General features: G+C 72.8%; 17 protein-coding genes. 12 read left to right on the forward strand and 5 right to left on the reverse strand.

Going from position 1 to position 21891, the window contains the following annotated elements; genetic code table 11:
- Positions 1-203: 203 nt before the first annotated feature.
- The 12 genes from ABD841_RS20945 to rpe all read left to right on the forward strand — a co-directional run bounded on the left by ABD841_RS20945 (position 204) and on the right by rpe (position 15403).
- Positions 204-1826 carry a peptide ABC transporter substrate-binding protein gene (locus ABD841_RS20945; RefSeq protein ID WP_344974242.1) on the forward strand — a complete coding sequence of 541 codons (1623 nt, stop codon included), beginning with the start codon at positions 204-206 and terminating at the stop codon, positions 1824-1826.
- Between the two features lie 12 nt (positions 1827-1838).
- A complete protein-coding gene (locus ABD841_RS20950) occupies positions 1839-2768 on the forward strand; it encodes an ABC transporter permease (protein ID WP_344974245.1) in 930 nt (309 codons plus the stop codon).
- Entirely contained in the window at positions 2734-3759 is a 1026-nt protein-coding gene (locus ABD841_RS20955; RefSeq protein ID WP_344974248.1) for an ABC transporter permease, read from the forward strand. Before ABD841_RS20950 ends, ABD841_RS20955 begins: the two co-directional genes overlap by 35 nt.
- Before the next feature lie 36 nt (positions 3760-3795).
- On the forward strand, positions 3796-4806 hold the full coding sequence (locus ABD841_RS20960) for an ABC transporter ATP-binding protein (RefSeq protein WP_344974251.1): 1011 nt from the start codon (positions 3796-3798) through the stop codon (positions 4804-4806).
- A complete protein-coding gene (locus ABD841_RS20965; RefSeq protein ID WP_344974254.1) occupies positions 4803-5879 on the forward strand; it encodes an ABC transporter ATP-binding protein in 1077 nt (358 codons plus the stop codon). The genes ABD841_RS20960 and ABD841_RS20965 overlap by 4 nt, the downstream gene beginning before the upstream one ends.
- Before the next feature lie 52 nt (positions 5880-5931).
- Positions 5932-8178, forward strand: coding sequence for a primosomal protein N' (locus ABD841_RS20970; RefSeq protein WP_425582015.1), 2247 nt, complete (start codon positions 5932-5934; stop codon positions 8176-8178).
- 49 nt (positions 8179-8227) lie between these two features.
- Positions 8228-9877 (forward strand): hypothetical protein, encoded by a 1650-nt coding sequence (locus ABD841_RS20975; RefSeq protein ID WP_344974257.1) that lies wholly within the window; start codon positions 8228-8230, stop codon positions 9875-9877.
- 40 nt (positions 9878-9917) lie between these two features.
- Positions 9918-11300, forward strand: a complete 1383-nt coding sequence (locus tag ABD841_RS20980) for a hypothetical protein (protein ID WP_344974259.1) — start codon at positions 9918-9920, stop codon at positions 11298-11300.
- 107 nt (positions 11301-11407) lie between these two features.
- Complete coding sequence (def, locus tag ABD841_RS20985) at positions 11408-11956, forward strand: peptide deformylase (protein ID WP_344974261.1); 549 nt, start codon at positions 11408-11410, stop codon at positions 11954-11956.
- Between the two features lie 5 nt (positions 11957-11961).
- Positions 11962-12891, forward strand: a complete 930-nt coding sequence (fmt, locus tag ABD841_RS20990; protein WP_344974263.1) for a methionyl-tRNA formyltransferase — start codon at positions 11962-11964, stop codon at positions 12889-12891.
- Between the two features lie 5 nt (positions 12892-12896).
- A complete protein-coding gene (locus ABD841_RS20995) occupies positions 12897-14654 on the forward strand; it encodes an RsmB/NOP family class I SAM-dependent RNA methyltransferase (RefSeq protein ID WP_344974265.1) in 1758 nt (585 codons plus the stop codon).
- A 92-nt stretch (positions 14655-14746) separates the two neighbouring features.
- Positions 14747-15403, forward strand: a complete 657-nt coding sequence (gene rpe / locus ABD841_RS21000; RefSeq protein WP_344974268.1) for a ribulose-phosphate 3-epimerase — start codon at positions 14747-14749, stop codon at positions 15401-15403.
- 216 nt (positions 15404-15619) lie between these two features.
- Here the strand turns inward: rpe and ABD841_RS21005 are convergent, their stop codons facing one another.
- The 5 genes from ABD841_RS21005 to ABD841_RS21025 form a co-directional block, all read right to left on the reverse strand.
- The gene (locus tag ABD841_RS21005; protein WP_425582016.1) at positions 15620-16765 is read right to left on the reverse strand and encodes an ABC transporter ATP-binding protein; all 1146 of its coding nucleotides are present in this window, start codon (positions 16763-16765) and stop codon (positions 15620-15622) included.
- Positions 16762-17763, reverse strand: a complete 1002-nt coding sequence (locus ABD841_RS21010) for an ABC transporter ATP-binding protein (RefSeq protein ID WP_344974270.1) — start codon at positions 17761-17763, stop codon at positions 16762-16764. The genes ABD841_RS21005 and ABD841_RS21010 overlap by 4 nt, the downstream gene beginning before the upstream one ends.
- A gap of 14 nt (positions 17764-17777) precedes the next feature.
- The gene (locus tag ABD841_RS21015; protein WP_344974272.1) at positions 17778-18758 is read right to left on the reverse strand and encodes an ABC transporter permease; all 981 of its coding nucleotides are present in this window, start codon (positions 18756-18758) and stop codon (positions 17778-17780) included.
- 122 nt (positions 18759-18880) lie between these two features.
- A complete protein-coding gene (locus tag ABD841_RS21020; protein WP_344974275.1) occupies positions 18881-20668 on the reverse strand; it encodes an ABC transporter substrate-binding protein in 1788 nt (595 codons plus the stop codon).
- Between the two features lie 17 nt (positions 20669-20685).
- Positions 20686-21711: an ABC transporter permease gene (locus tag ABD841_RS21025; protein ID WP_344974278.1), complete on the reverse strand. Its 1026-nt coding sequence runs from the start codon at positions 21709-21711 to the stop codon at positions 20686-20688.
- Positions 21712-21891 lie beyond the last annotated feature (180 nt).

Genomic DNA, 21891 nt, shown 5'->3' on the forward strand with positions numbered 1-21891 from the left:
CGGCCGGTGGCCCGCTGTTGCGGGAGACAAAGGGGTGCCGCGCGGTTGAACCTCTCCGACAATGAACCGCCCGGCCCCGCTGTCCTACGCTCAGGCCCAGGCGATCGCCCCTTTCCCGGTTGAGCGTAGGACACCCCCACGTAACCCGGCAGCTGCCGTATCTGGACCTTCCCCCCCGCCAAGCACCATGGAGGTGCCAGCAGATGTCTGACCAATCACCACGGAACCGGGGCAGGAGCCGGGCGGCGGCCGCGGCGGTCGCCGGGGCGCTGGCGATCACCCTCGCGGCCTGTTCCGGCGGCTCCGGAGGGGCCGGCGGCGGTGCCGCGCCGGCCGGTGAGAAGGCCTACTCGGTGGGTGTGACCACCTACTTCCTGTCGCACTTCCTGCCGGGCAAGGTGACCGGCTCGAACGTCGACTACGCCCTGTTCACGCCGCTGACGAGGGTCGACGCGGCCACCGGCAAGGCCGTCAACGCGGTGGCCGAGTCGATCGAGTCCGACGACAACAAGGTCTGGACCATCAAGATCAAGCAGGGCTGGACGTTCCACAACGGCGAACCCGTCACCGCGCAGTCCTTCGCCGACTCGTGGAACGCCACCGCCTACGGGCCCAACGCCTACACCAACAACTACATGTTCGCGAACTTCAAGGGCTACGCGGACCTCAACCCGGCCGACGGCAAGCCCGAGGCCAAGACCCTGTCCGGGGTCGAGGTCACGGACCCGGACACCCTGAAGGTCACCCTCGACAAGCCGCTCGCGCTGCTGCCGTACGTGCTGGCCCAGTCGGCCTTCGCGCCGGTCCCCAAGGCCGCGCTCACCGACGCCGACGCCTTCGACCGCAAGCCCGTCGGCAACGGCCCGTACCAGATGGAGGGCGAGGGCGTCGTCACCGGCGCGACGAAGGTGAGCCTGAAGAGGTTCGCCAAGTACGCCGGCACGCCCGGCGACGCCGAGCGGATCGAGGTGAAGTCCTACCAGGACGAGGGCGCCGCCTACCGCGACCTGCAGGCGGGCAACGTGGACGTCACCCTGGTGACCGGCAACAACCTCACCAGCGCGTCCACCCAGTTCAAGGACCGCCTCGTCCAGGCGCCGTTCCCCGCGCTGATGTATCTCGGCTTCCCGCTCTGGGACGAGCGCTTCGCCGACATCCGGGTCCGGCAGGCGTTCTCGTACGCCGTGGACCGCCAGACGATCGTGAAGTCGCTGCTGCGCGGCTTCGGGCAGCCCGCCACGGGCCTGGCCGGGGCGACCGTCCCCGGCGGGGGCACGAGCGACTGCTCCGCGTGCGCCTACGACCCGGTGAAGGCCAAGGCGCTGCTCGCCGAGGCCGGGGGCTGGAAGGGCCCGCTGAAGCTGTGGACGTACCAGGACCCGCTGAACACCGTGATCCTGGAGGCCATCGGCAACCAGCTCCGGACCAACCTCGGCATCGAGGCCGTCACCACCCAGGCCCAGCCCGTCGACCAGCTCTACCCCAACATGGCGGCCAAGAAGATCGACGGCCCGGTCCTGCTCTACATGGGCGCGGGGTACCCGCACCTGTACGCGCTGGCCGACCAGCTCTTCACCAAGACCTCGGCCTCCAACATCACCGGTTACGACGACAAGGAGTTCGCCTCCCTCCTGGGCAGGGCGGCGAGCGCCGGACCGGACGAGGCCATCGGGTTCACCCAGGAGGCCACCGGGCACGCGCTCGGCGACCTGCCGCTCGCGCCGCTCTTCTGGCCGGTCGGCGGCCTGGCGCACTCGGCGAAGATCGGCGGGGTGAGGCCCGAGTTCCTCGGCGGCGTCGCCCTCGCCTCGGTCACGGTCGGCTGAGGGGGCCGTCCCGTGGGTGGGTACATCGTCCGCCGGCTGCTCATGGCGGTCCCGGTCCTCTTCGGGACCACCTTCATCATCTACCTCGCGGTCTATGCCCTGCCCGGGGACCCGATCCAGAGCCTGGCCGGCCCGAACCAGGTGGTCTCGCCCTCGGTCGCGCAGGCGATGCGCGAGCGGTACCACCTGGACGAGCCGCTCCTGATCCGCTACGGCCTCTACCTGCGGGGGCTGCTCGGCGGGGACCTGGGCGTCAGCTTCAGCGGACGCCCGGTCTCCGAGATCATCGCGGCGAGCTGGCCGGTCACCTTCCAGCTGGGCCTGACCGCCTGGCTGTTCACGGCGGTGATCGGGGTGCCGCTGGGCGCCCTGGCAGGCGTCCGGCGCGGCCGGGCGGCGGACCTGCTGGTGCTGGCCGGGACCACGTTCCTGATGGGCGTGCCGTTCTTCGTGGTCGCCTACGTCGCGCAGATCGTGCTGGGCGTCAACCTCGGCTGGCTCCCGGTGTCGGGTACGGAAGCGGGCTGGCCGCTCGCCTACGTGCTGCCCGGCCTGGTCCTCGCCCTGTACGGGCTGCCCCAGGTGACCCGGCTGACCCGCACGAGCGTGCTGGACAACCTGGGCGCCGACCACGTCGACACCGCGATCGCCAAGGGCCTGCCCCGGCGGACCGTGGTGCTCCGGCACGTGGTGCGCAACTCGCTGGTCCCGGTGGTGTCGCTGCTCGGGGTGAGCCTCGGCTACCTGCTCAGCGGGACCGTCCTGATCGAGGGGATCTTCAACCTGCCCGGCCTGGGCTACCAGATCTTCGTCGCGGTCCCGCAGCACGACGGCCCCGTCGTCGTCGGCGTCGGAACCCTCCTCGTCATCGTCTTCCTCCTGGTGAACCTGATGGTGGACCTGCTCTATGGCATCCTCGACCCCCGCATCCGCCTCGACTGAGCCCCCGCCCGAGCCCTCGGCCGGGGCCGCGTCCAAGTCCGTGTCCGAGCCCTCGGCCGAGCCCTCGGCCGGGGCCGTGTCCGAGCCCGTGTCCGGATCCTCGCCGGGGTTCCGGTGGGGCCGCCGTTCCGGGCTCCGGCGGGGCCGCGGCTCCGGGGCCTGGCACGAGCTGCGCCGCCGGCCCTCGTTCCTCGTCCCGGCCGCCTTCGCGCTGCTGGTCTGCGTGATGGCCGCGGTCCCCCAGGCGTTCGCCGGCTGGTTCGGCCACGGCGACCCCCGCCGCTGCGACCTGGCCGACAGCGCGCTCCCGCCGGCCCCCGGGCACCCGTTCGGCTTCGACATCCAGGGCTGCGACCTGTACAGCAACGTCGTGTACGGGGCGCGCTCCTCGGTCCTCATCGCGATCCTGGCCACCGCCGGGATGCTGGTGGTCGCCGTGGTCCTGGGCGGGGTGGCCGGCTACTTCCGCGGCTGGGTGGACGCCCTCGTCAGCCGCGTCATGGACGTGTTCTTCGGCTTCCCCTCGCTCGTCGGGATGATCGTCATCCTGCAGACGCTCAGCGTGCACAACGAGCCGGCGGTCGCCGGGGTGCTGGTCCTGTTCGGCTGGCCGGTCCTGGCCCGCGTCATGCGGGGCTCGGTGCTCGCCACGGCGAGCAGCGAGTACGTCACCGCCGCGCGCGGCATCGGCGCGAGCGCCCCGCGCATCCTGCTCCGCCACGTGCTGCCCAACTCCTTCGGACCGGTCGCGGTCCTGGCCAGCCTCAACGTGGGCCTCGTCATCGCCTCGGAGTCGGCGCTCACCTTCCTCGGCGTCGGCCTGCGGACCCCGGCGATCTCCTGGGGGGTCCAGCTCAACACCGCCCAGCAGTACTTCACCTCGGCCCCGCACCTGCTGATCTTCCCCTCGGTGTTCCTGACCGTGACCGTGCTCAGCTTCGTGCTCCTCGGCGACGCGCTCCGCGACGCCTTCGACCCCCGGCTCCGGTAGGCGCCGGTGGAACCCCCGACAGGAAGGGCGCGCGCCATGGGCCCGCTGGAATCGTCACCGGGCTTCGACGGCTCGGCACCCCTGCTCGCCGTCGAGGACCTGCACGTGGAGTTCGCGAGCCCGCACGGGGCGGTGCGGGTGCTCAACGGCGTCGGATACACCGTGGAGGCCGGTGAGACGCTCGCCGTACTGGGCGAGTCGGGCAGCGGCAAGAGCGTGACCGCTCGGGCGATCATGGGACTGGTCCGGCCGCCCCGGGGGCGGGTCACCGCGGGCGCCGTGCGGCTGCGCGGCGTCGACCTGCTCGCCCTGCCCGAGGAGGGCAGGCGCCGGCTGCGGGGCACCACCGTCGCCATGGTCTTCCAGGACGCGCTGTCCGCGCTGAACCCGGTGCTCACGGTCGGCGACCAGATCGCCGAGCTGTTCCGCGCCCACCGTGGCCTGTCGAGGAAGGACGCCCGCCGGGAGGCCGTCGCGGTGCTGGACGCGGTGCGCATCCCCGCCGCCGCCCGGCGGGCGGGCGACTACCCGCACCAGTTCTCCGGCGGCATGCGCCAGCGGGTGGGCATCGCGCTCGCCATCGCGCTCAGGCCGCAGGTGATCATCGCCGACGAGCCGACCACCGCCCTCGACGTGACCGTGCAGGCGCAGATCATCCGCCTGCTGGGGGAGATCCAGCGCGAGCACGGCACCGGGCTGGTGCTCATCACCCACGACATGGGCGTCGTCGCCGAGATCGCCGACCGGGTCGCCGTCATGTACGCCGGGCGGGTGCTGGAGCGGGGGACCGCCGCGGAGGTCTACGCGCGCCCCGCCCACCCGTACACCGAGGCGCTGCTGGACGCCGTCCCCCGGCCGGACCTGCGCGGCCGGCCGCTGGCGGTGATCCCCGGCGCGCCGCCCGACATGGCCAGACCGGAGCCCGGGTGCGCGTTCCGGCCCCGCTGCGGGTACGCCGCGGCGGCCTGCGCGCAGGCCGCGCCGGCGCACGAGATCGGACCGGGCAGGCTCACCGCCTGCCACGAATGGAAGCGGGTGGCGTCGTGACCGAGACGGTGCTGGAGGCGCGCGACGTGGTCAGGCACTTCCCGATCACGCGGGGCGCGGTGCTGCGACGCGAGGTCGGCCGGGTGCGTGCCCTGGACGGGGTGAGCCTCACCCTGGCCAGGGGGGAGACGCTCGGCATCGTGGGCGAGTCGGGGTGCGGCAAGTCGACCCTGGCCAGGGTGCTCACCGCGCTGGACCGGCCCACCTCCGGCGAGGTGAGGGTGCTCGGCATGCCGCTGGGCCGGATGCGCGGGCGCGAGCTGCGCCGCGCCCGGCGTCACGTCCAGCTGGTCTTCCAGGACCCCTACGGCTCGCTCGACCCCCGCATGACCATCGCCGAGATCGTCCGCGAGCCGTACGAGGTCCACCCCGACCTCGTCCCGCGCGGCCTGCGCGAGCGCCGGGTGCGCGAGCTGCTGGAGGTGGTGGGCCTCAACCCCGACCACGCCGACCGCTTCCCGCACCAGTTCTCCGGCGGGCAGCGGCAGCGGGTCGGCATCGCCCGCGCCCTGGCCCTCCGGCCGGACGTGCTGGTCTGCGACGAGCCGGTCTCGGCGCTGGACGTCTCGGTGCAGGCGCAGATCGTCAACCTGCTGGAGCGGCTGCGCGAGGAGTTCCGGCTCGCGTACGTCTTCATCGCGCACGATCTGGGCGTGGTGCAACACCTCGCCGACCGGGTGGCGGTGATGTACCTCGGCAGAGTGGTGGAGACCGGTTCCGAGGCCGACGTGTACCGGCACGCCGCCCATCCCTACACGCGGGCGCTGCTGGCCGCCGCACCCGTGCCCGACCCGGCGTCGCGCGGCACCCGGCAGGAGACCGTCCTGGCGGGAGAGCCGCCGAGCCCGGTGGACGTGCCCTCCGGATGCTCCTTCCACCCCCGCTGCCCCGTCGCCGCGCAGGCCGTGGCGGCCCCGGAGAGCGGGCGGGACGTGCGGGTCCCGGAGACCGTGGCGGCCCCGGAGAGGGAGAGGGACGTGCGGGTCCCGGAGACCTGCCGCCGGCTGCCGCCCCCGCTCGACCCCGGTGCCCGGCCCGGTCACCTGGTGGCCTGTCACCTCGCCGACCGGTAGCCCCGGACGGCGGGTCGCATCCGCACCCGCCGGTATCTGGTAGGACAAGTGGGTGACCCACACCTCCCCATCTCCGGACGACGGCGCCCTGCTGCCGCTCCACGCCGTGCGCGAGCGTCCCGCGCCCGGAGACGGGAAGGCGCGGGAACGGGCCGCGGGGGGCTCCCAGACGGCCGGGGGCGCGCGTGGGGCGGTCCGGACGGTGAAGGGGACGCCGGGCGCGGCCGGGGCGGCAGGGAGCGCCAGAGGCGTTCCGGAGCCCGCCGCCGAGCTGCCGGTCGCCCGGGTCGCCGTCGACAACCCCCTGCCGCACCTCGACCGGCTGTTCGACTACCTCGTCCCGGCGACCCTGGACGCCGAGGCGGTGCCCGGCTGCCGGGTCCGGGTCCGGTTCGCGGGCAAACTCGTCGACGGGTTCCTGCTGGAGCGGGCCGAGACCACCGAGCACCAGGGCACGCTGACCCGCCTGGAGAAGGTCGTCTCCGCCGAGCCGGTCCTCACCCCCGAGATCGCCCGGCTGGCCCGCGCGGTGGCCGACCGCTACGCCGGAACCCTCGCCGACGTCCTGCGCCTGGCCGTCCCGCCCCGCCACGCGCGGGTCGAGGCCGAGGCCGCCCCGCCGCCCGGTCCCGTGTCCGGCGGCGCGGTGCCGTCCGCGGCCTCCGTCCCCGATCCCGAGCCCCCCGTCCCCGATGCGGGAGCCGGGACCGGGGCCGGGGTCGGCCCGGCGGAAGCGGGGCCCTGGGCGGAGTACCCGGACGGACCGGCGTTCCTCGCGGCCCTGGCCGCCGGGGGCTCCCCGCGGGCCGTGTGGACCGCGCTGCCCGGCACCGGCCCGGACGGCCCCGGGTGGCCGGCGGAGGTCGCGGCGGCCGTGCGGGAGACGCTCCGCGGCGGCCGGGGAGCCCTCGTGGTGGTGCCCGACGGCAAGGACCTGGCGCTGGTCGACGCGGCGCTCGGCGCCGCCCTGGGGCCCGACCGGCACGTGGCGCTCTCGGCGGACCTCGGGCCCGCCGAGCGCTACCGCCGGTGGCTCCGGGTGGCCCGGGGCCGGGTGCGCGTCGCCGCGGGCACCAGGGGCGCCGCGTTCGCCCCGGTCAGGGATCTCGGGCTGGCGGTCATCTGGGACGACGGCGACGACCTGCACGCCGAGCGGCTGGCCCCGTACCCGCACGCGAGAGAGATCCTCGCCCTGCGCGCCTACCAGGCGCGGGCGGCCATGCTCATCGGCGGGTACGCCCGCACGGCGGAGGCCACCCAGCTCATCGCCGCGGGCTGGGCGGGGCCCGTCACCGCCGCCCGCGAGACGGTCAGGGCCAGGGCCCCGCGGGTCCGCCCGGCGGGGGAGGACTCCGAACTGGCCAGGGACGAGGCGGCCAGGGCCGCCCGGCTGCCCAGCCTCGCCTGGCGCACCCTGCGGGCGGGCCTGGAGAGCGGTCCGGTGCTGGTGCAGGTCCCCCGGCGGGGCTACCTGCCCGCGCTGGCCTGCCAGAACTGCCGCGCCCGCGCACGCTGCGGGCACTGCGGCGGGCCGTTCGCGCTGCGCGGCGGTCACGCCGTCCCCTACTGCCGCTGGTGCGGCCGGATCGCCGGCGAGTGGCGCTGCCCGGCCTGCGGCGGGGCGCGGGTCCGGGCCCTGGTGGTCGGTGCCCGGCGCACGGCCGAGGAACTGGGCCGGGCCTTTCCCTCCGTCCCGGTCAGGACCTCCGGCAAGGACGGGGTGCTCGCCACGATCGGCGCCGGCCGCGCCCTGGTGGTGGCCACCCCGGGGGCCGAGCCGGTGCCCGAGGGCGGGTACGCCGCGGCCGTGCTGCTGGACGGCTGGGCGCTGCTCGGCCGGCCGGACCTGCGCGCCGGCGAGGAGGCGCTGCGCCGGTGGATGAACGCCGCGGCGCTGCTGCGGCCCCGGGCCGAGCTGGTCGTGCTGGCCGACTCCGCGGTGCCCGCCGTGCAGGCGCTGCTGCGGTGGGATCCCGTCACCCATGCCGAACGGGAACTGGCCGACAGGACAGAACTCGGTTTCCCCCCGGCGGTGAGAATGGCGACGCTTACCGGCTCTCCCGCGGCGGTCAGGGAAATGCTCGCCGAGACGGCGCTGCCCGATCAGGCCCAGGTGCTCGGCCCGGTCCCCGTCGACGCGCCCCTGGGCGACGACGTGCGGGAACGCGCCATGGTGCGCATCCCGCGAGGCTCCGGGGCGGCGCTGGCCGCGGCGCTCAAGGGGGCCGTCGGAGTACGCTCGGCGCGCAAGGCTCCGGACGTGGTCAAGGTATGCATTGACCCCCTCGATGTGATTTGAGTTGTTTCCCCGATTCGCGGTGCTGGCAGTAAGCCGTTAATTTTCCCCTGTGTCGATCGAATGGGTGAATCGGGCCGTAGACGACCTGCGCGCGTGGGGGCGTGCGCAAGGCCTGGACGTTGACGTGGACGAGGTGCGGCTGCTCTGCGACTACGCCAGCGACTACCTGGACGTGAACGAGCTGGGTGACTTCACCCCGCTCGCCTTCGAGGAGCTGCTGCTCAACATCTATCCGCGCAAGGTCATCGCCCCGCCGGAGAGCGCCCCGGAGACCGTCGCCGCCGCCCGCACCCTCGTCGACTTCCTTCTCGCCACCGAGGAGATCGGCGGCAAGATGGCCCACCGGATGCGGAGCGTCCTCGACCGCATCGAGCCCGAGATGCCGATCGCCCTCGCCGACACCTCCCGGTTCGGCATGGCCAAGAGCCTGTTCAGCGCGATGGGCGCCGACGCCCTCGAACAGGGCGCCGTCCTGTCCGTCTCCGACGTGGACGAGCAGCCCCTCGCCGAGGAGTGCGACTGCCCGGGGTGCTCGCCCCTGCCCCCGGTCCGGCTCGCCTCCCCGGAGACGCTCGCCCGGAGCGCGGCGCGGGTGCCCCTGCTGACCGACGCCCGGCGGCTGGTCCAGTGGATGCTCGCCGGGGGCCGCACCCCGACCGTCAAGGGCCGGCTCAGGGTCCGCGACGCCGCCGAGGCGACCGCCCAGCTCGGCGTGGCCGACCCCGGGCTGCTGTGGGAGCTGGCGGTCCACACCGGCCTGGTGGAGGTCGAGGGCACCGCCATCTTCGACGGCGAAGACTACGACCCGCTCGACACCTGGGCCGCCGCGGTCGAGTTCGTCGTCGAGAAGGACACCCGCGGCGCGGTGACCGGCGACGTCTCCCTCGACGAGGAGCTCTACGGCCTGTGCGACATGCTCTACCGGCTCCAGGCGCCGGTGCCGATCCCCCTCGTCGGCGACTACCTGGAGGAGATCGGCCTGGTCGACGAGGGCGTGATCGACGTCCCCGAGGTCGTGCGGCGGCTGGCCTACTGCGGCATCGCAGAGGCCGGCGAGGAGGTCCTGGAGCTCACCCCGCTGGCCGTGTGGGGCCTGCGGCGCCTCTACACGGACCTGGGCATGGAGGCGCCCGAGGCGCCCGACCTGGCCGTCGCCGACGCGCCGGAGCTCATCGAGGGCCTGCTCTCCGGCATGCCCGCCGAGGCGGCCGAGGCCGACATCCGGGCCTGGCTGGACAACAGGGAGCCCGCCCGGGCCGCCACCGAGCTGCTGGGCGCCGTCTCCGGCGCGCCGTCGGTCGCCCGGGGCGTCGCGGTGACGATCGTCGACCGTCTCGGCCCCGAGGCCGAGGAGGCGGTACGCGCCTTCCTGGACGACGCGGAGCTGCGCCCGCACGCCGTCCACTGGCTGACCTCGCGCGGCCTGCCCGCCCCGGCGCTCACCCAGGACGAGGTGCTCTGGATGAGCGTCGACATGCTCGCCCTGGCCCTGCCCGCGGCCGAGGAGGATCCCGAGACGTTCGCCGAGAACATGTCCGCCTCCGGTCCCCCGGCCCACGTCATCGAGGAGATGTGGCGCGTCGACCACCCCGATGTCGTCGACGTGCTCGAACTCCTCGGGCGCTCCCTGCGCGACCACAACGTGGCCAAGGCCGCCCGCAAGGCGGCTTTCAAGGCGCGTTCCCGCGCCATTGGCTGAGCCGTGTATGCGTGGGGCGTGAGTGCAGTAAGTTTCACGGGTGGCAAAGAGCGGGAAGAGTGGCAACGTCTTCGACATCGGCGAGCTCCGCAGGCTGGTCGACGAGCTGGGAGCGGCACCCCGTGAGCTGCGGGCGGCCGTCGCCGGCAGGGCCGTCACCGTCGACGGCGGCTACGAGTTCCCCCCGCGCCGCGGCGACGCGCTGAGCTTCCCCCCGATCGAGCCGGCCCCCGAGGCCGAGCTCGCGCGGGCCGTGCTCCAGGTCCCGCTGGTGCTCGACGCCGCTCGCCTGGCCGCGTGGACCGGCACCCGCCGGGTCACCCCCGAGGGCCTGCTGCCCGACCCGTTCCTGCCGTGCGCCGAGCTCGGGCTGCCCGGCCCGGCCCGGCTCCACCTGCTCTGGGTGGTCGCGGTCAACACCGGGATGCTCCGCATCTCCCGCGGCACGGTCACGCCCGGCCCGTTCGAGCTCTCCGCGGACCTGCCGCACCCGGCCCTGCTGGAGTTCTGGGACGGCGTGGTCATGGACGTCCTCGACCGCGCCGACGAGGACCTGACCGGGTCCCGGGTGGTCGACGACCACCTGGCCGAGATGCTCGCCACGCTGTACGCCGTGCGTGACGGCCTGTCCACCGCGACCCTCGTCAAGGGCGTCCTGCAGTCGCACGAGGTGGCCTGCCAGGCCCGCCCGGCCGAGATGCGGGCGCTGACCGCCGCGCTGCCCGGCCAGCTGGAGGCGGCGCTCTCCCTGCTGGGCTACTGCGGGCTCGTCGAGCGATCGCCGGCGGGCAGGCCCCGGCTCACCCCGCTCGGCATGTGGGCCGTCCGGCAGGACCTGCTGCGCGAGGGCCACGACGCGCCGACCGGTGCCGAGGTCGCGGTCTTCGCCGACATGGGCGCGGCCGAGCTCGTCGAGGCGATCCTGGCCGGCTCCGCCGCCCCCAGCGCCGTCACCGTGTGGCTGGAGTCCCGCCACCCCGAGGTCGCCGCCCGCGAGCTCGTCAAGATCGCGGCCTCCGGCACGGCCGGCCGGCGCGGCACCGCGGGCACCATCCTGGAGGAGCTGGGCCCCGAGGCCGAGGTCCCGCTCAGGGAGGCGCTCGCCGAGCCCGCCATGTGGCGCTACGCCGCCTCCTGGCTGCACATCCGGGACCTGCCCGCGCCCGCCCTCACCCCCGCCGACAACACCTGGCTCGCGGTCGACGCGCTCGCCTCCATGCTGGAGCGCGGTGACGTCTCCGAGGCGATGTGCGAGTTCGACGCGCTCGAACCCGGCGAGGACCTGGTCCGCGTCGTCGAGGAGATGGCCCTGGTCGACCACCCCGACACGCTCGCCGTCCTCGACATGCTGGGCGCGCACCACGCCGACGCCGCCGTGGCCAAGTCCGCCCGCAAGGCCGCGATGAAGGCCCGCTCCCGCTAGCGGGGGAGCTGGGGTCCGGTTCCGGTCCCGGCCCGCCTGCCGCGCGGGGGGAGGCGGGCAGGGCCCTTAGACTTGGTGAATCCCCCGCGAACGTGAGGAGATCCCTGTTGGCCATCAAGCCCATCCGCCTCTTCGGCGACCCGGTGCTGCGCACCCCGGCCGAGCCGGTGAAGGACTTCGACAAGGAGCTGCGCAGGCTCGTCAAGGACCTCACCGACACGATGATGGACGCCCCCGGGGCCGGGTTGGCCGCGCCGCAGATCGGGGTCGGCCTGCGGGTCTTCACCTACTACGTGGACGACCAGCTCGGGCACCTGATCAACCCCGACCTCGACCTGTCCGACGACAAGGACGAGGAGGGGCAGGAGGGCTGCCTGTCCTTCCCCGGCCTGTCGTTCCCCACGCCGCGGGCGGTGCGCGCCGTGGCGACCGGCTTCAACATGCACGGCGAGCCGGTCACCCTGGAGGGCACCGACCTGATGGCCCGCTGCTTCCAGCACGAGACCGACCACCTCGACGGTGTGCTGTTCATCGACCGGATGGATCCCAAGCAGCGCAAGCTCGCGATGAAGGCGATCCGCGAGGCCGAGTGGAGCGGGCTGTCGGCCCCCGCCGTCAAGTTCTCCCCGCACGCCACCCACGGGAAGGCTCTGTAGGAACCGTGCGCCTGGTCTTCGCCGGCACCCCGGACACCGCCCTGCCCTCGCTGCGAACCCTGATCGACTCGCCGCGCCACGACGTCGTCGCCGTCGTCACCCGCCCGGACGCCCAGTCGGGCAGGGGCCGGAAGGTCCACCCGAGCCCGGTCGCCGAGCTCGCCGAGGAGGCGGGCGTCGAGGTGCTCCGCCCGCAGAAGGCGGGTGACCCCGCGTTCCTGGAGCGGCTGCGGGAGATCGGCCCCGACTGCTGCCCGGTGGTCGCCTACGGCGCGCTCCTGCCGCAGGCCGCCCTCGACATCCCCCGGCACGGCTGGGTCAACCTGCACTTCTCGCTCCTGCCCGCCTGGCGCGGCGCGGCCCCCGTCCAGCACGCCGTGCTGCACGGCGACGAGATCACCGGCGCGTCCACCTTCCGGATCGTCAGGGAGCTGGACGCCGGTCCGGTCTACGGCGTGGTCACCGAGGAGATCCGGCCCGCCGACACCAGCGGCGAGCTGCTGGCCCGCCTCGCCGAGTCCGGCGCCGAGCTGCTGCTGGCGACCCTCGACGGGATCGAGGACGGCAAGCTGGAAGCCGTCCCCCAGCCCGCCGACGGCGTGAGCCTCGCCCCCAAGATCGGCGGCGACGACGCCCGGATCGACTGGTCGGCCCCCGCCATGCGGGTCGACCGCCTCATCCGCGCCTGCACCCCCGCCCCCGGAGCGTGGACCGAGTTCCGCGGCACGCGGGTCAAGCTCGGCCCCGTGCGCCCCGCCCCCGGCGCTCCCGGGCTGGCCCCCGGTCGGATCGCGGTGTCCAAGCACTCCGTCCTGGCCGGCACCGCCACCCACCCGGTCGAGCTGGGCGAGGTGCAGCCGCAGGGCAAGCGCCTGATGCAGGCGGTGGAGTGGGCCCGCGGCGTGCGGCCCACGGACGAGGATCGGCTGGTCTAGAGATCATGAGCAACGGGGGGAAGGGCCGCAACGCTCCACGCGGCGGCGATCACGGTTCCGGCGGCCGCTCACGCGCCACCGGCGGCCAGGGCTCGGGCGGCCGGGGTCAGGGCTCGGGCGGCCGGGGTCAGGGAGCGCCGGGCCGGGGCCAGGAGAGCGGTCAGGGCACCGCGGGCCGGGCCCAGAGTGTCCCGGGCCGCGGGCAGGGCTCCGGCGGCCGGGGCGGCGCCCCGGGCGGGCCCGCCGGGCGCGGGGGCGCTCCACGGCCGCACGGCGGGGGCGGGAAGCGGCCGGGCGGCCGGGGCGGGCGTCCGGCCAAGCCGGTCCGCGACGAGGCGCGCAACGTCGCCTACGATCTGCTGCGCGCCGTCGACGAGCGTGACGCCTACGCCAACCTGCTGATGCCCACGCTGCTGCGCGAGCGCCGCCTGTCCGGGCGCGACGCGGGCCTGGCCACCGAGCTGGCCTACGGCACGCTGCGCGGCCTCGGCACCTATGACGAGATCGTCGCCGCCTGCAGCGACCGGGCGCCGGAGGACATCGACCCGCCGCTGCTCGACGCCATCCGCCTCGGCGTGCACCAGCTCCTCAAGACCCGGGTCCCCCCGCACGCGGCCGTCGGCACGACCGTCGACCTGGTACGGCTGCGCGTGGGGGTCGGCGCGTCGAAGTACGCCAACGCCGTGCTGCGCAAGGTCTCCACCCGCTCCCTGGAGCAGTGGCTGGCGATCGTCGCCCCCGACCCCGCCGGCGACCCGGTCGGCCACCTGGCCGTGGTCCACAGCCACCCCCGGTGGATCGTCGCCGCGCTGCGCGACGCCGTGGGCGGGGACTTCGACGAGACGGCCGCGCTGCTCGCCGCGGACAACGAGCGTCCCCGGGTGGCCCTGGTCGCCCGCCCCGGCCGGTCGTCGGTCGAGGAGCTGACGGCCTCCGGCGCCGAGCCGGCGGCGTACTCGCCCTACGGGGCCTACCTGCCGGAGGGCGACCCCGCGGCGGTTCTCGCGGTGGCCGAGTCGCGCGCCGCCGTCCAGGACGAGGCCAGCCAGCTCGTGGCCCTGGCCCTGACGCGCGTCCCGCTCCGGGGCCGCGACTCCCGCTGGCTCGACATGTGCGCCGGCCCCGGCGGCAAGGCGGGCCTGCTCGACGCCATCGCGATCCACGGCGACCTCGCGGGCGTCCCGGCGGCGTCCGGCGGGGCGGGCTCCGCGGTCCCGGGCGGGGCGGTCTCCGCCGTCTCCGGCGGGGCGGCCGGGCCGGTCGCCTTCGCCGGCCGGGCGCACCAGGTCGCCGCCGAGGTGCAGTACCACCGGGCCCGGCTGGTGTGGCAGACCACCCGCGAGGCCGCGGTGGTCACCGCCGACGGCACCGTGCCCGCCTGGCGGCCGGGGGCGTTCGACCGGGTCATGCTCGACGCCCCCTGCACCGGGCTGGGGGCCCTGCGCCGCCGCCCCGAGGCGCGCTGGCGCCGTGACCCGCGGAGCCTCCCGGAACTGGGCAGGCTCCAGCGCGACCTGCTGGTCTCGGCCGTCGACTCCGTCCGCCCCGGTGGTGTCGTCGCGTACGTGACCTGCTCGCCGCACCTGGCCGAGACCGTCGCCGTGGTCGGCGACATCCTGCGCCGCCGCGACGACGTCGAGGCGCTGGACGCCCGCGCCTACCTCCCCGAGGTCGAGGGCCTGGGCGACGGGCCGTACGCGCAGTTCTGGCCGCACCGCCACGGCACCGACGCCATGTTCCTGGCCCTGCTGCGCCGTCGCTGAGGGTGGCGCGCCGGGCGCGTGCCCCCGCCCGGCGGGGGCGGGACGTGCCCGGCGGCCGGGGACGGGGCGGGGCCTCGTAGAATCTGCCAATCATGGCCGTACAGATCTCGCCCAGCATCCTGTCCGCCGACTTCGCCCGCCTCGCGGAGGCGGCGGCGGCGGTGCCCAACGCCGACTGGCTGCACGTGGACGTCATGGACAACCACTTCGTGCCCAACCTGACCCTCGGGCTGCCGGTCGTCGAGTCCCTCCTCAAGGCGACCTCGACCCCGCTCGACTGCCACCTCATGATCGAGGATCCCGACCGCTGGGCCCCGGCGTACGCCGAGGCCGGGGCGGGCAGCGTGACCATCCACGCCGAGGCCGCCAAGGCGGCGGTGCGCACGCTGCGGCAGATCCGCCAGGCCGGTTCCCGGGCGGGTCTCGCGCTGAACCCGGCCACCCCCGTCGAGCCATACGAGGACCTGCTCGGCGAGGTCGACATGCTCCTGCTGATGACCGTCGACCCCGGCTTCGGCGGGCAGAAGTTCCTCGACCTCGTGCTGCCCAAGATCCGCCGGGCTCGTGAGCTCATCGACAAGCACGGCGGCCAGGTGTGGCTGCAGGTGGACGGCGGCGTCGCCGCCGGGACGATCGAGCGCTGCGCCGAGGCGGGTGCCGACGTCTTCGTGGCCGGGAACGCCGTCTACGGCACGGACGACCCGGCCGGCGCGGTCGACGCCCTGCGCGCGCTGGCCAACGGAGACTGACCGCCGGACGCGGACGTCCTCCTCGGCGCGTCGTCGGGACACCGGGCCCGCCGGCCGCGTCAGGAGGACGTCTCGGCGTTCGGGAGCTCCGGGGCCTGTGGGGTGGGCCGGGGGCGGGCCCAGCGCCAGACGATGCCCGGTATGGGGCGCTTCGCCAGCGTGCAGAACCGTTCCCGGAGCCTCGCGATCGGTGGCGCCGGCCCCCGGATCGGGACACTAGTCCTTGACGGGGCCCTTGATGGGATACGTCTCGGACATCTCTTCCGCGGGGGAGTGCGGCGGAAGCTGAGGGCTCCCGACGAGGTCGGGGTTCAGGGCCGGGTCCAGCACCACGTCCTCGCCGTGCACGGTGGGCTGCTCGGGGAAGTGGCAGGCGGTCAGGTGCCCTTCCCGGTTCCCCTCCAGCCGCACCAGGGGCGGCTCCTCGATCGCGCACTTCTCCTGCGCCTTCCAGCAGCGGGTGCGGAAGCGGCAGCCGGACGGCGGGTTGATGGGGGAGGGCACGTCCCCGGCCAGCCGGATGCGCTCGCGCGGCCGCCCGTCCTCCATCACCTCGGGCACCGCGGAGAGCAGCGCGTGCGTGTAGGGGTGACGGGGGCGCTCGTACAGGGAGGCCCGGTCGGCGATCTCCACGATCTTGCCGAGATACATGACCGCGACGCGCTGCGAGAAGTGCCTGACCACGGCCAGGTCGTGCGCGATGAACAGGAACGCGATCCCCAGGTCCCGCTGGAGCTCCTGCAGCAGGTTGATGACCTGCGCCTGGATGGAGACGTCCAGGGCCGAGACCGGCTCGTCGGCGATGATCAGCTTCGGGTTGAGGGAGAGCGCGCGGGCCACCCCGATGCGCTGCCGCTGACCGCCGGAGAACTCGTGCGGGAACCGGTTGTAGTGCTCGGGGTTGAGACCGACGATCTCCAGGAGCTCCCGGACCCGCTTGTCCCGGCCGCCCGGCGGGTTGATGTCGTTGATGTCCATGGGGCCGCGGATGATGCTGCCCACGGTGTGGCGGGGGTTGAGCGAGGAGTACGGGTCCTGGAAGATCATCTGGATCTCGGCCCGGATGGGCTTGAGCTCCCTGCGCCCGGCGTGGCCGATCTCCTGCCCCCGGTACCGGATGCTGCCCGCGGTTGGCTCCAGCAGCCGGGCGGCCAGCCGGCCGGTGGTGGACTTGCCACAGCCGGACTCGCCCACCAGGCCCAGCGTCTCCCCGGCGTGCACCGTCAGGTCGAGGCCGTCGACGGCGTGGACGCTGCCGACCTGCCGTTTGAGGATGAAACCGCCCATGACGGGGAAGTGCTTCTTCAGCCCGGACAGCTCCAGCAGCACCTCGCCGCGGGCGTCACCGGTCGTCTCGCTCACTTGTGGATCTCCCTCTTCTGGGCGAGGGTCAGGTAGCACGCGTCGCCGTGGCCGCGGTGCGGGGACAGTTCGGGGCGCTCGGAGCGGCAGATCTCCGGGCCGGCCAGTTGCGTGTAGTCGCACCGGGGGTGGAACGGGCAGCCGGGCGGGACGTTGATCAGGCTCGGCGGGGTGCCGCGGACCGGCCGGAGCGGCACGTCCACCGGGGCGCCCAGCCGCGGCATGGAGGCCAGCAGGCCCCAGGTGTAGGGGTGGCGGGGCTCCTGGAGCACCTCCTTGACGGTGCCGCGCTCCACGGCCCGCCCGGCGTACATCACCAGCACGTTGTGCGCGGTGTTCGCGACCACGCCGAGGTCGTGGGTGATGAGGATGATCGAGGCGCCGGTCTGGTCCTGGAGCTCCTTGAGCAGGTCCAGGATCTGGGCCTGCACGGTCACGTCGAGGGCGGTGGTCGGCTCGTCGGCGATCAGCAGGTCGGGGTCGCAGACCAGCGCCATCGCGATCATCGCGCGCTGCCGCATGCCCCCGGAGAACTGGTGGGGGTAGTCGTCCACCCTGATCTTCGGCTGGGGGATGCCGACCCGCGTCAGCATCTCGATCGCGCGCGCCCGGGACTGGGCGCGGCTGGCGCCGGTGTGCTTGCGGTAGACCTCGCCGATCTGCTTGCCGATGGTGTGGTACGGCGAGAGCGCCGTCAGCGGGTCCTGGAAGATCATCGCGACCTTGTTGCCGCGCAGCTTCTCCATGGTGGAGCTGGGGGCGCCGATCAGCTGCTGGCCGTCCAGCACGATCTCGCCGCTGATCTTGGTGGTCTCCGGGTTGTGCAGGCCGAGCACGGTCAGGTTGGTCACCGACTTGCCCGACCCGGACTCGCCCACGATCCCCAGCGTGGTGCCCTTCTCCACGTCGAAGGAGAGCCCGTCCACCGCGTGGACGACGCCGTCCTCGGTGTGGAAGTCGACGGTCAGGTCTCGGACCGAGAGGAACGGAGTTGACACTTTCTTCAGGACTCCTAGCCCAGCCGCACGCGGGGGTCGATGACGGCGTACAGGATGTCGACGATGATGTTGAAGAAGACGATCGCGCCGGCTGCGACGAGCACCGTCGCCATCAGCATAGGCAGGTCCGAGTTGACGACGGACCGGATCGAGAGCTGCCCGATGCCCTGCAGGCCGAAGGTCGTCTCGGTGATGATCGCCCCGCCGATCAGGGTGCCCAGGTCCACGCCCAGGATCGTGACGATCGGCGTCAGGGTGCCGCGCAGCGCGAACCTCATCACGACCGAGCGGCCCGACATGCCCTTGGCCCGCGCGGTGCGGACGTAGTCCTCACTGAGCTGCTCCACCATCGTCGAGCGCGTCATACGGGTGTAGTTGGCGGTGAAGATGATCGCCAGTACCAGCCAGGGCAGCAGCAGGCCGCCCGCCCAGGCGAGCGGGTTCTCCGTGAACGGCGTGTACCTGGGCTGCTGGAAGATCGGGTTCTGGTAGACGAAGAAGTACATCGCGAGCGTGCCGACGAAGTAGATCTGCACCGAGGCGCCGATGAGGGACGACACGCTGGCGATCTTGTCCAGCGGTTTGCCCTGCCGCAGCGCCGCGACGATGCCGGTCGCCACGCCGAAGGTGAAGAAGACGATCATCGCCCCGATGGTGAGCGAGACGGTCAGCGGGAGCCGGTCGAGGATCGTCTCGAACACCGGTGCCCGGTTGACGAAGGAGTAGCCGAGGCAGGGGGCCGGGCAGTGGCCCAGGCCCTCGTATTCGCGGCCGGCGAAGATGCCGACCAGCCAGGCCACGAACTGGGCGAACAGGGGCTGGTCCAGTCCAAGGTTGTGCCGCGCCTGCTCCAGCAGCTCCGGCGGGCACACCTTGCCGCAGGCGAGCCTCGCCGGGTCACCGGGCACGGCGAAGAAGAGGAAGAACGTGACCGCGGCGATGATCAGAAGGGTGACCGCGGCGCCGAGTGTGCGGCGGATGATGAATGGAAACATTGCCTGTTTTCCCGAGGTGGCTGGGAGCGCTGCGGGGCCTTCCCGGCCCCTGGCCGCGGCCCCGCGGGGGTGTCGCCCCCGCGGGACCGCGGCCTCCGGTCTCTCCTACGGTTTCGTGAACGTCACTGCTTCACGAAGATGGTGTTCGGCGAGACGACCCACGACTGCGGGTCGATCTCGGCGCCACCCACCTTGGAGCCGTGGAGCGTGTTGGCGATCTTGTTCTCCGCCACGACCAGCGGGGCGTACTTCTCCTGGATCTCCTTGTCGAGCGCCATCCACGCGGCGTTGGCCGCGTCGATGTCGGTCATCGCGGTGATCTCGTCCATCTTCTTGGTGAGCTCGGGGTCCTTCAGGTGCGAGTAGTTCGGCGCACCGTCGGCGATCGGGCCGAAGATGACCGGCATGACCGTCGAGCCGGACGGCCAGTCGGCGCCCCAGCCGCCCCAGTAGAGGTCGAACTCGTTCTTCACCTGGCCGATGGAGTCGTAGTAGGTCTTGCGGTCCAGCGGCTTGGCCACGACCTTGATGCCGGCCTTCTCCAGGGCGTCCTTGATCACCAGGGTGACCTTCTCCTGGGTCGGCAGCTGGTTGTAGGCGTAGACGATGGTCGGCGTCGGGTTGCTCGACTCGGCCAGCAGCTGCTTGGCCTTCTCGATGTCACCCTCGGGCTTGGTCTTCTTGCCGTACAGGTCGTAGGCCTCGTAGCCGACCGTGGTGTTCTCGTTCAGGATCGTGGTGGGCAGCGCCGCGGCGGCCGGGCCACCCGAGACCTGCTGGATCTGCTTGGACGGCCACGCGTAGTTGATGGCCTGGCGCAGCTTGACGTCCTTCACCCGGTCGAGGTTGAAGTAGTAGTAGTTGCCGTACGGCGAGGGGCTCTTCAGCAGGCGGGGAGCCAGCGCGGGGTTGCTCAGCACCTGCGGCAGCCGCTCCGGCGGGACGGACGCGTAGAAGGTGAACGCCGTCTGGTCCGGGCCCGAGTCCGCCACCAGGCGGTCGGTGATCTGCAGGTGCTCCTGGCCGAACTCCAGGCGCCACTTGTCGGGGTAGGCGCCGCGGATCGGGTCGGTGGCCGGGTCCCAGTGCGGGTTGCGCTCCAGCTCCATCGACTTGTCGACCACGTGGCTCTTGATGATGTACGGGCCGCTGGAGAAGGGCTCCTTGTCGTACTTCTCCTTGGTGTCCTTCGCCTTGGGCACGATGGCGTAGCCGCCCATGGCGAAGGCGTAGTTGGCGTCGGCGTGCGGCGTCTTGAACTTGAAGACGATCGTCTTGTCGTCAGGCGTCTCGATGGCGTCCAGGCGCTTGCCGTCGTACGGGCCCTGGTAGGCCTTCTTGTGGTCGACCTCGGTCAGCCACTGCTGGACGTAGGTCGGGCCCTGGGTGATGAACGGGGCGAAGGTCCGCTCGATCGTCCACTTGACGTCCTCGGACGTGATCGGCGTGCCGTCCTGCCACTTCACGCCGTCCTTGAGGGTGAAGGTCCAGGTCTTGCCGCCGTCGGAGGGGGTGCCGGCGTCGGTGGCCAGGTCGCCGACCAGCTTGTAGTCGCCCTTGGCGACGCGCTTGTAACCGGTCAGGCCGCGGTGGATCAGCAGGCTGAAGTTCGTCTCGGTGTTGACGTACTGCTGCGCCGGGTCGAGGTGGGAGAAGTCGTCCCGGTCGATCATCGTGACGGTGCCGCCCTTGACGACGCCCTCCGGCGCGACGGCGGGGCCCTTGGAGTCGTCGGCGGTGCCGAGCGTGATCTTCGGCGGCGTGTAGCTCGGTGCGGCCGAGGGGGCTCCGCTGGCGCCGGCGGAACCGGAGGTCGCGGGGGCACCCTGGTTGCCGGCGGCGCACGCGCTGGTCAGCGCGAGGACGCCGGCGGCGAGAAGGGCCATCGCTGACCGCTTGCGGACTTTCATCTTTCTCCTATTCGGATCTAGCGCTTGAGCTTGGGGTCGAAGGCGTCGCGGACCGAGTCGCCGAGCAGGTTGAACGCGATCACGAAGACCAGCAGGGCGACACCGGGGAAGACCAGGTAGGTGATGTCGTTCATGTAGACCTCGGTCCCGCGCTGGAACATACGGCCCCAGTCGGCGATGCTCTCGGGCATCCCGGCGCCCAGGAAGGACAGGGCCGCCTCGGCGGTCACCATGGCGGGCAGCAGCAGCGTCGACTGGATCAGGATCGGCGTCCACAGGTTGGGCAGCAGTTCCTTGAAGACGATCCGGGCGGGGGAGGCGCCGGTCACCTTGGCGGCCTCGACGAACTCCCGCTCGCGCAGGGAGAGCACCTGGCCGCGCAGGAGCCGGGCGATGCCCGCCCACCCGAACGCCGTCAGCAGGGTCACGAGCGTCACCGCCCGCAGCCAGATCGGGGTCTCCTCGTCGGGGCTGACGAAGAGGTTCTCCACCACGGGGATGAACGCGATGATGAACAGCGTCGAGGGGAACGAGAGGACGATGTCGATCAGGCGGCCGATGAAGTAGTCGGTCCTGCCCCCGGCGTACCCGGCGACGATGCCCACGACGACGCCGATGACCGCGATGAGGACCGTCGCGGTCATCGCGATCGCCAGGGAGGTCCTGATCCCGTAGACGAGCTGCATGAACACGTCCCGGCCCAGGGTGGGTTCGACGCCGAACCAGAACTCGGAGCTGATGCCGCCGTTGGGCAGGACCGGGTAGCCGTATTCGTTCAGCAGACCCGGTATGTGGTGACCGTAGAGGGTGTACGGATCCTTGCCGTAGAGCCAGGAGATGACCGGCGCGAAGATCGCGACGAGGAAGAAGAAAATCACCACTCCGGCGGAGACGACGCCGGTGCGGTCACGGCGGAAGCGCAGCCACATCAGCCGGCCGGGGGAGCGCCCCACCGTCTCCGGTGTCTTCGCCGCGAGCTTCTCCCCGGTCGTGGTCGCGGCTGGTGCAGGGATGGTCATCGTGCGGGAGCCCCCAACGAGCATGGCTGAGCGTGATCCCTGGAACCATCGCAAAACAGGCGGTGGCAAATCAATGGTTCAGAGCGTACTCGTCTTTTTGTTGTGTAACTTCCATCTGTTTGTAGCTGCAATTCCGTTGACTGCTTGGGGGGGTGGTATGAAACACTTAATTGGCTTGGAGACTGATTTTCACGGATTTGTGAC

Origin of the sequence: Streptosporangium fragile (genome assembly GCF_039534445.1) — a bacterium.
In the GTDB taxonomy this organism is placed as follows: Bacteria; Actinomycetota; Actinomycetes; order Streptosporangiales; family Streptosporangiaceae; genus Streptosporangium; species Streptosporangium fragile.

What these genes read in the sequence shown, in the direction of transcription:
- ABD841_RS20960 (WP_344974251.1), top strand. Translation starts at nt 3,796, where the DNA reads ATGGGCCCGCTGGAATCGTCACCGGGCTTCGACGGCTCGGCACCCCTG.
- rpe (WP_344974268.1), top strand. Translation starts at nt 14,747, where the DNA reads ATGGCCGTACAGATCTCGCCCAGCATCCTGTCCGCCGACTTCGCCCGC.
- ABD841_RS20945 (WP_344974242.1), top strand. Translation starts at nt 204, where the DNA reads ATGTCTGACCAATCACCACGGAACCGGGGCAGGAGCCGGGCGGCGGCC.
- ABD841_RS21025 (WP_344974278.1), bottom strand. Translation starts at nt 21,711, where the DNA reads ATGCTCGTTGGGGGCTCCCGCACGATGACCATCCCTGCACCAGCCGCG.
- ABD841_RS20995 (WP_344974265.1), top strand. Translation starts at nt 12,897, where the DNA reads ATGAGCAACGGGGGGAAGGGCCGCAACGCTCCACGCGGCGGCGATCAC.
- ABD841_RS21015 (WP_344974272.1), bottom strand. Translation starts at nt 18,758, where the DNA reads ATGTTTCCATTCATCATCCGCCGCACACTCGGCGCCGCGGTCACCCTT.
- ABD841_RS20955 (WP_344974248.1), top strand. Translation starts at nt 2,734, where the DNA reads ATGGCATCCTCGACCCCCGCATCCGCCTCGACTGAGCCCCCGCCCGAG.
- ABD841_RS21020 (WP_344974275.1), bottom strand. Translation starts at nt 20,668, where the DNA reads ATGAAAGTCCGCAAGCGGTCAGCGATGGCCCTTCTCGCCGCCGGCGTC.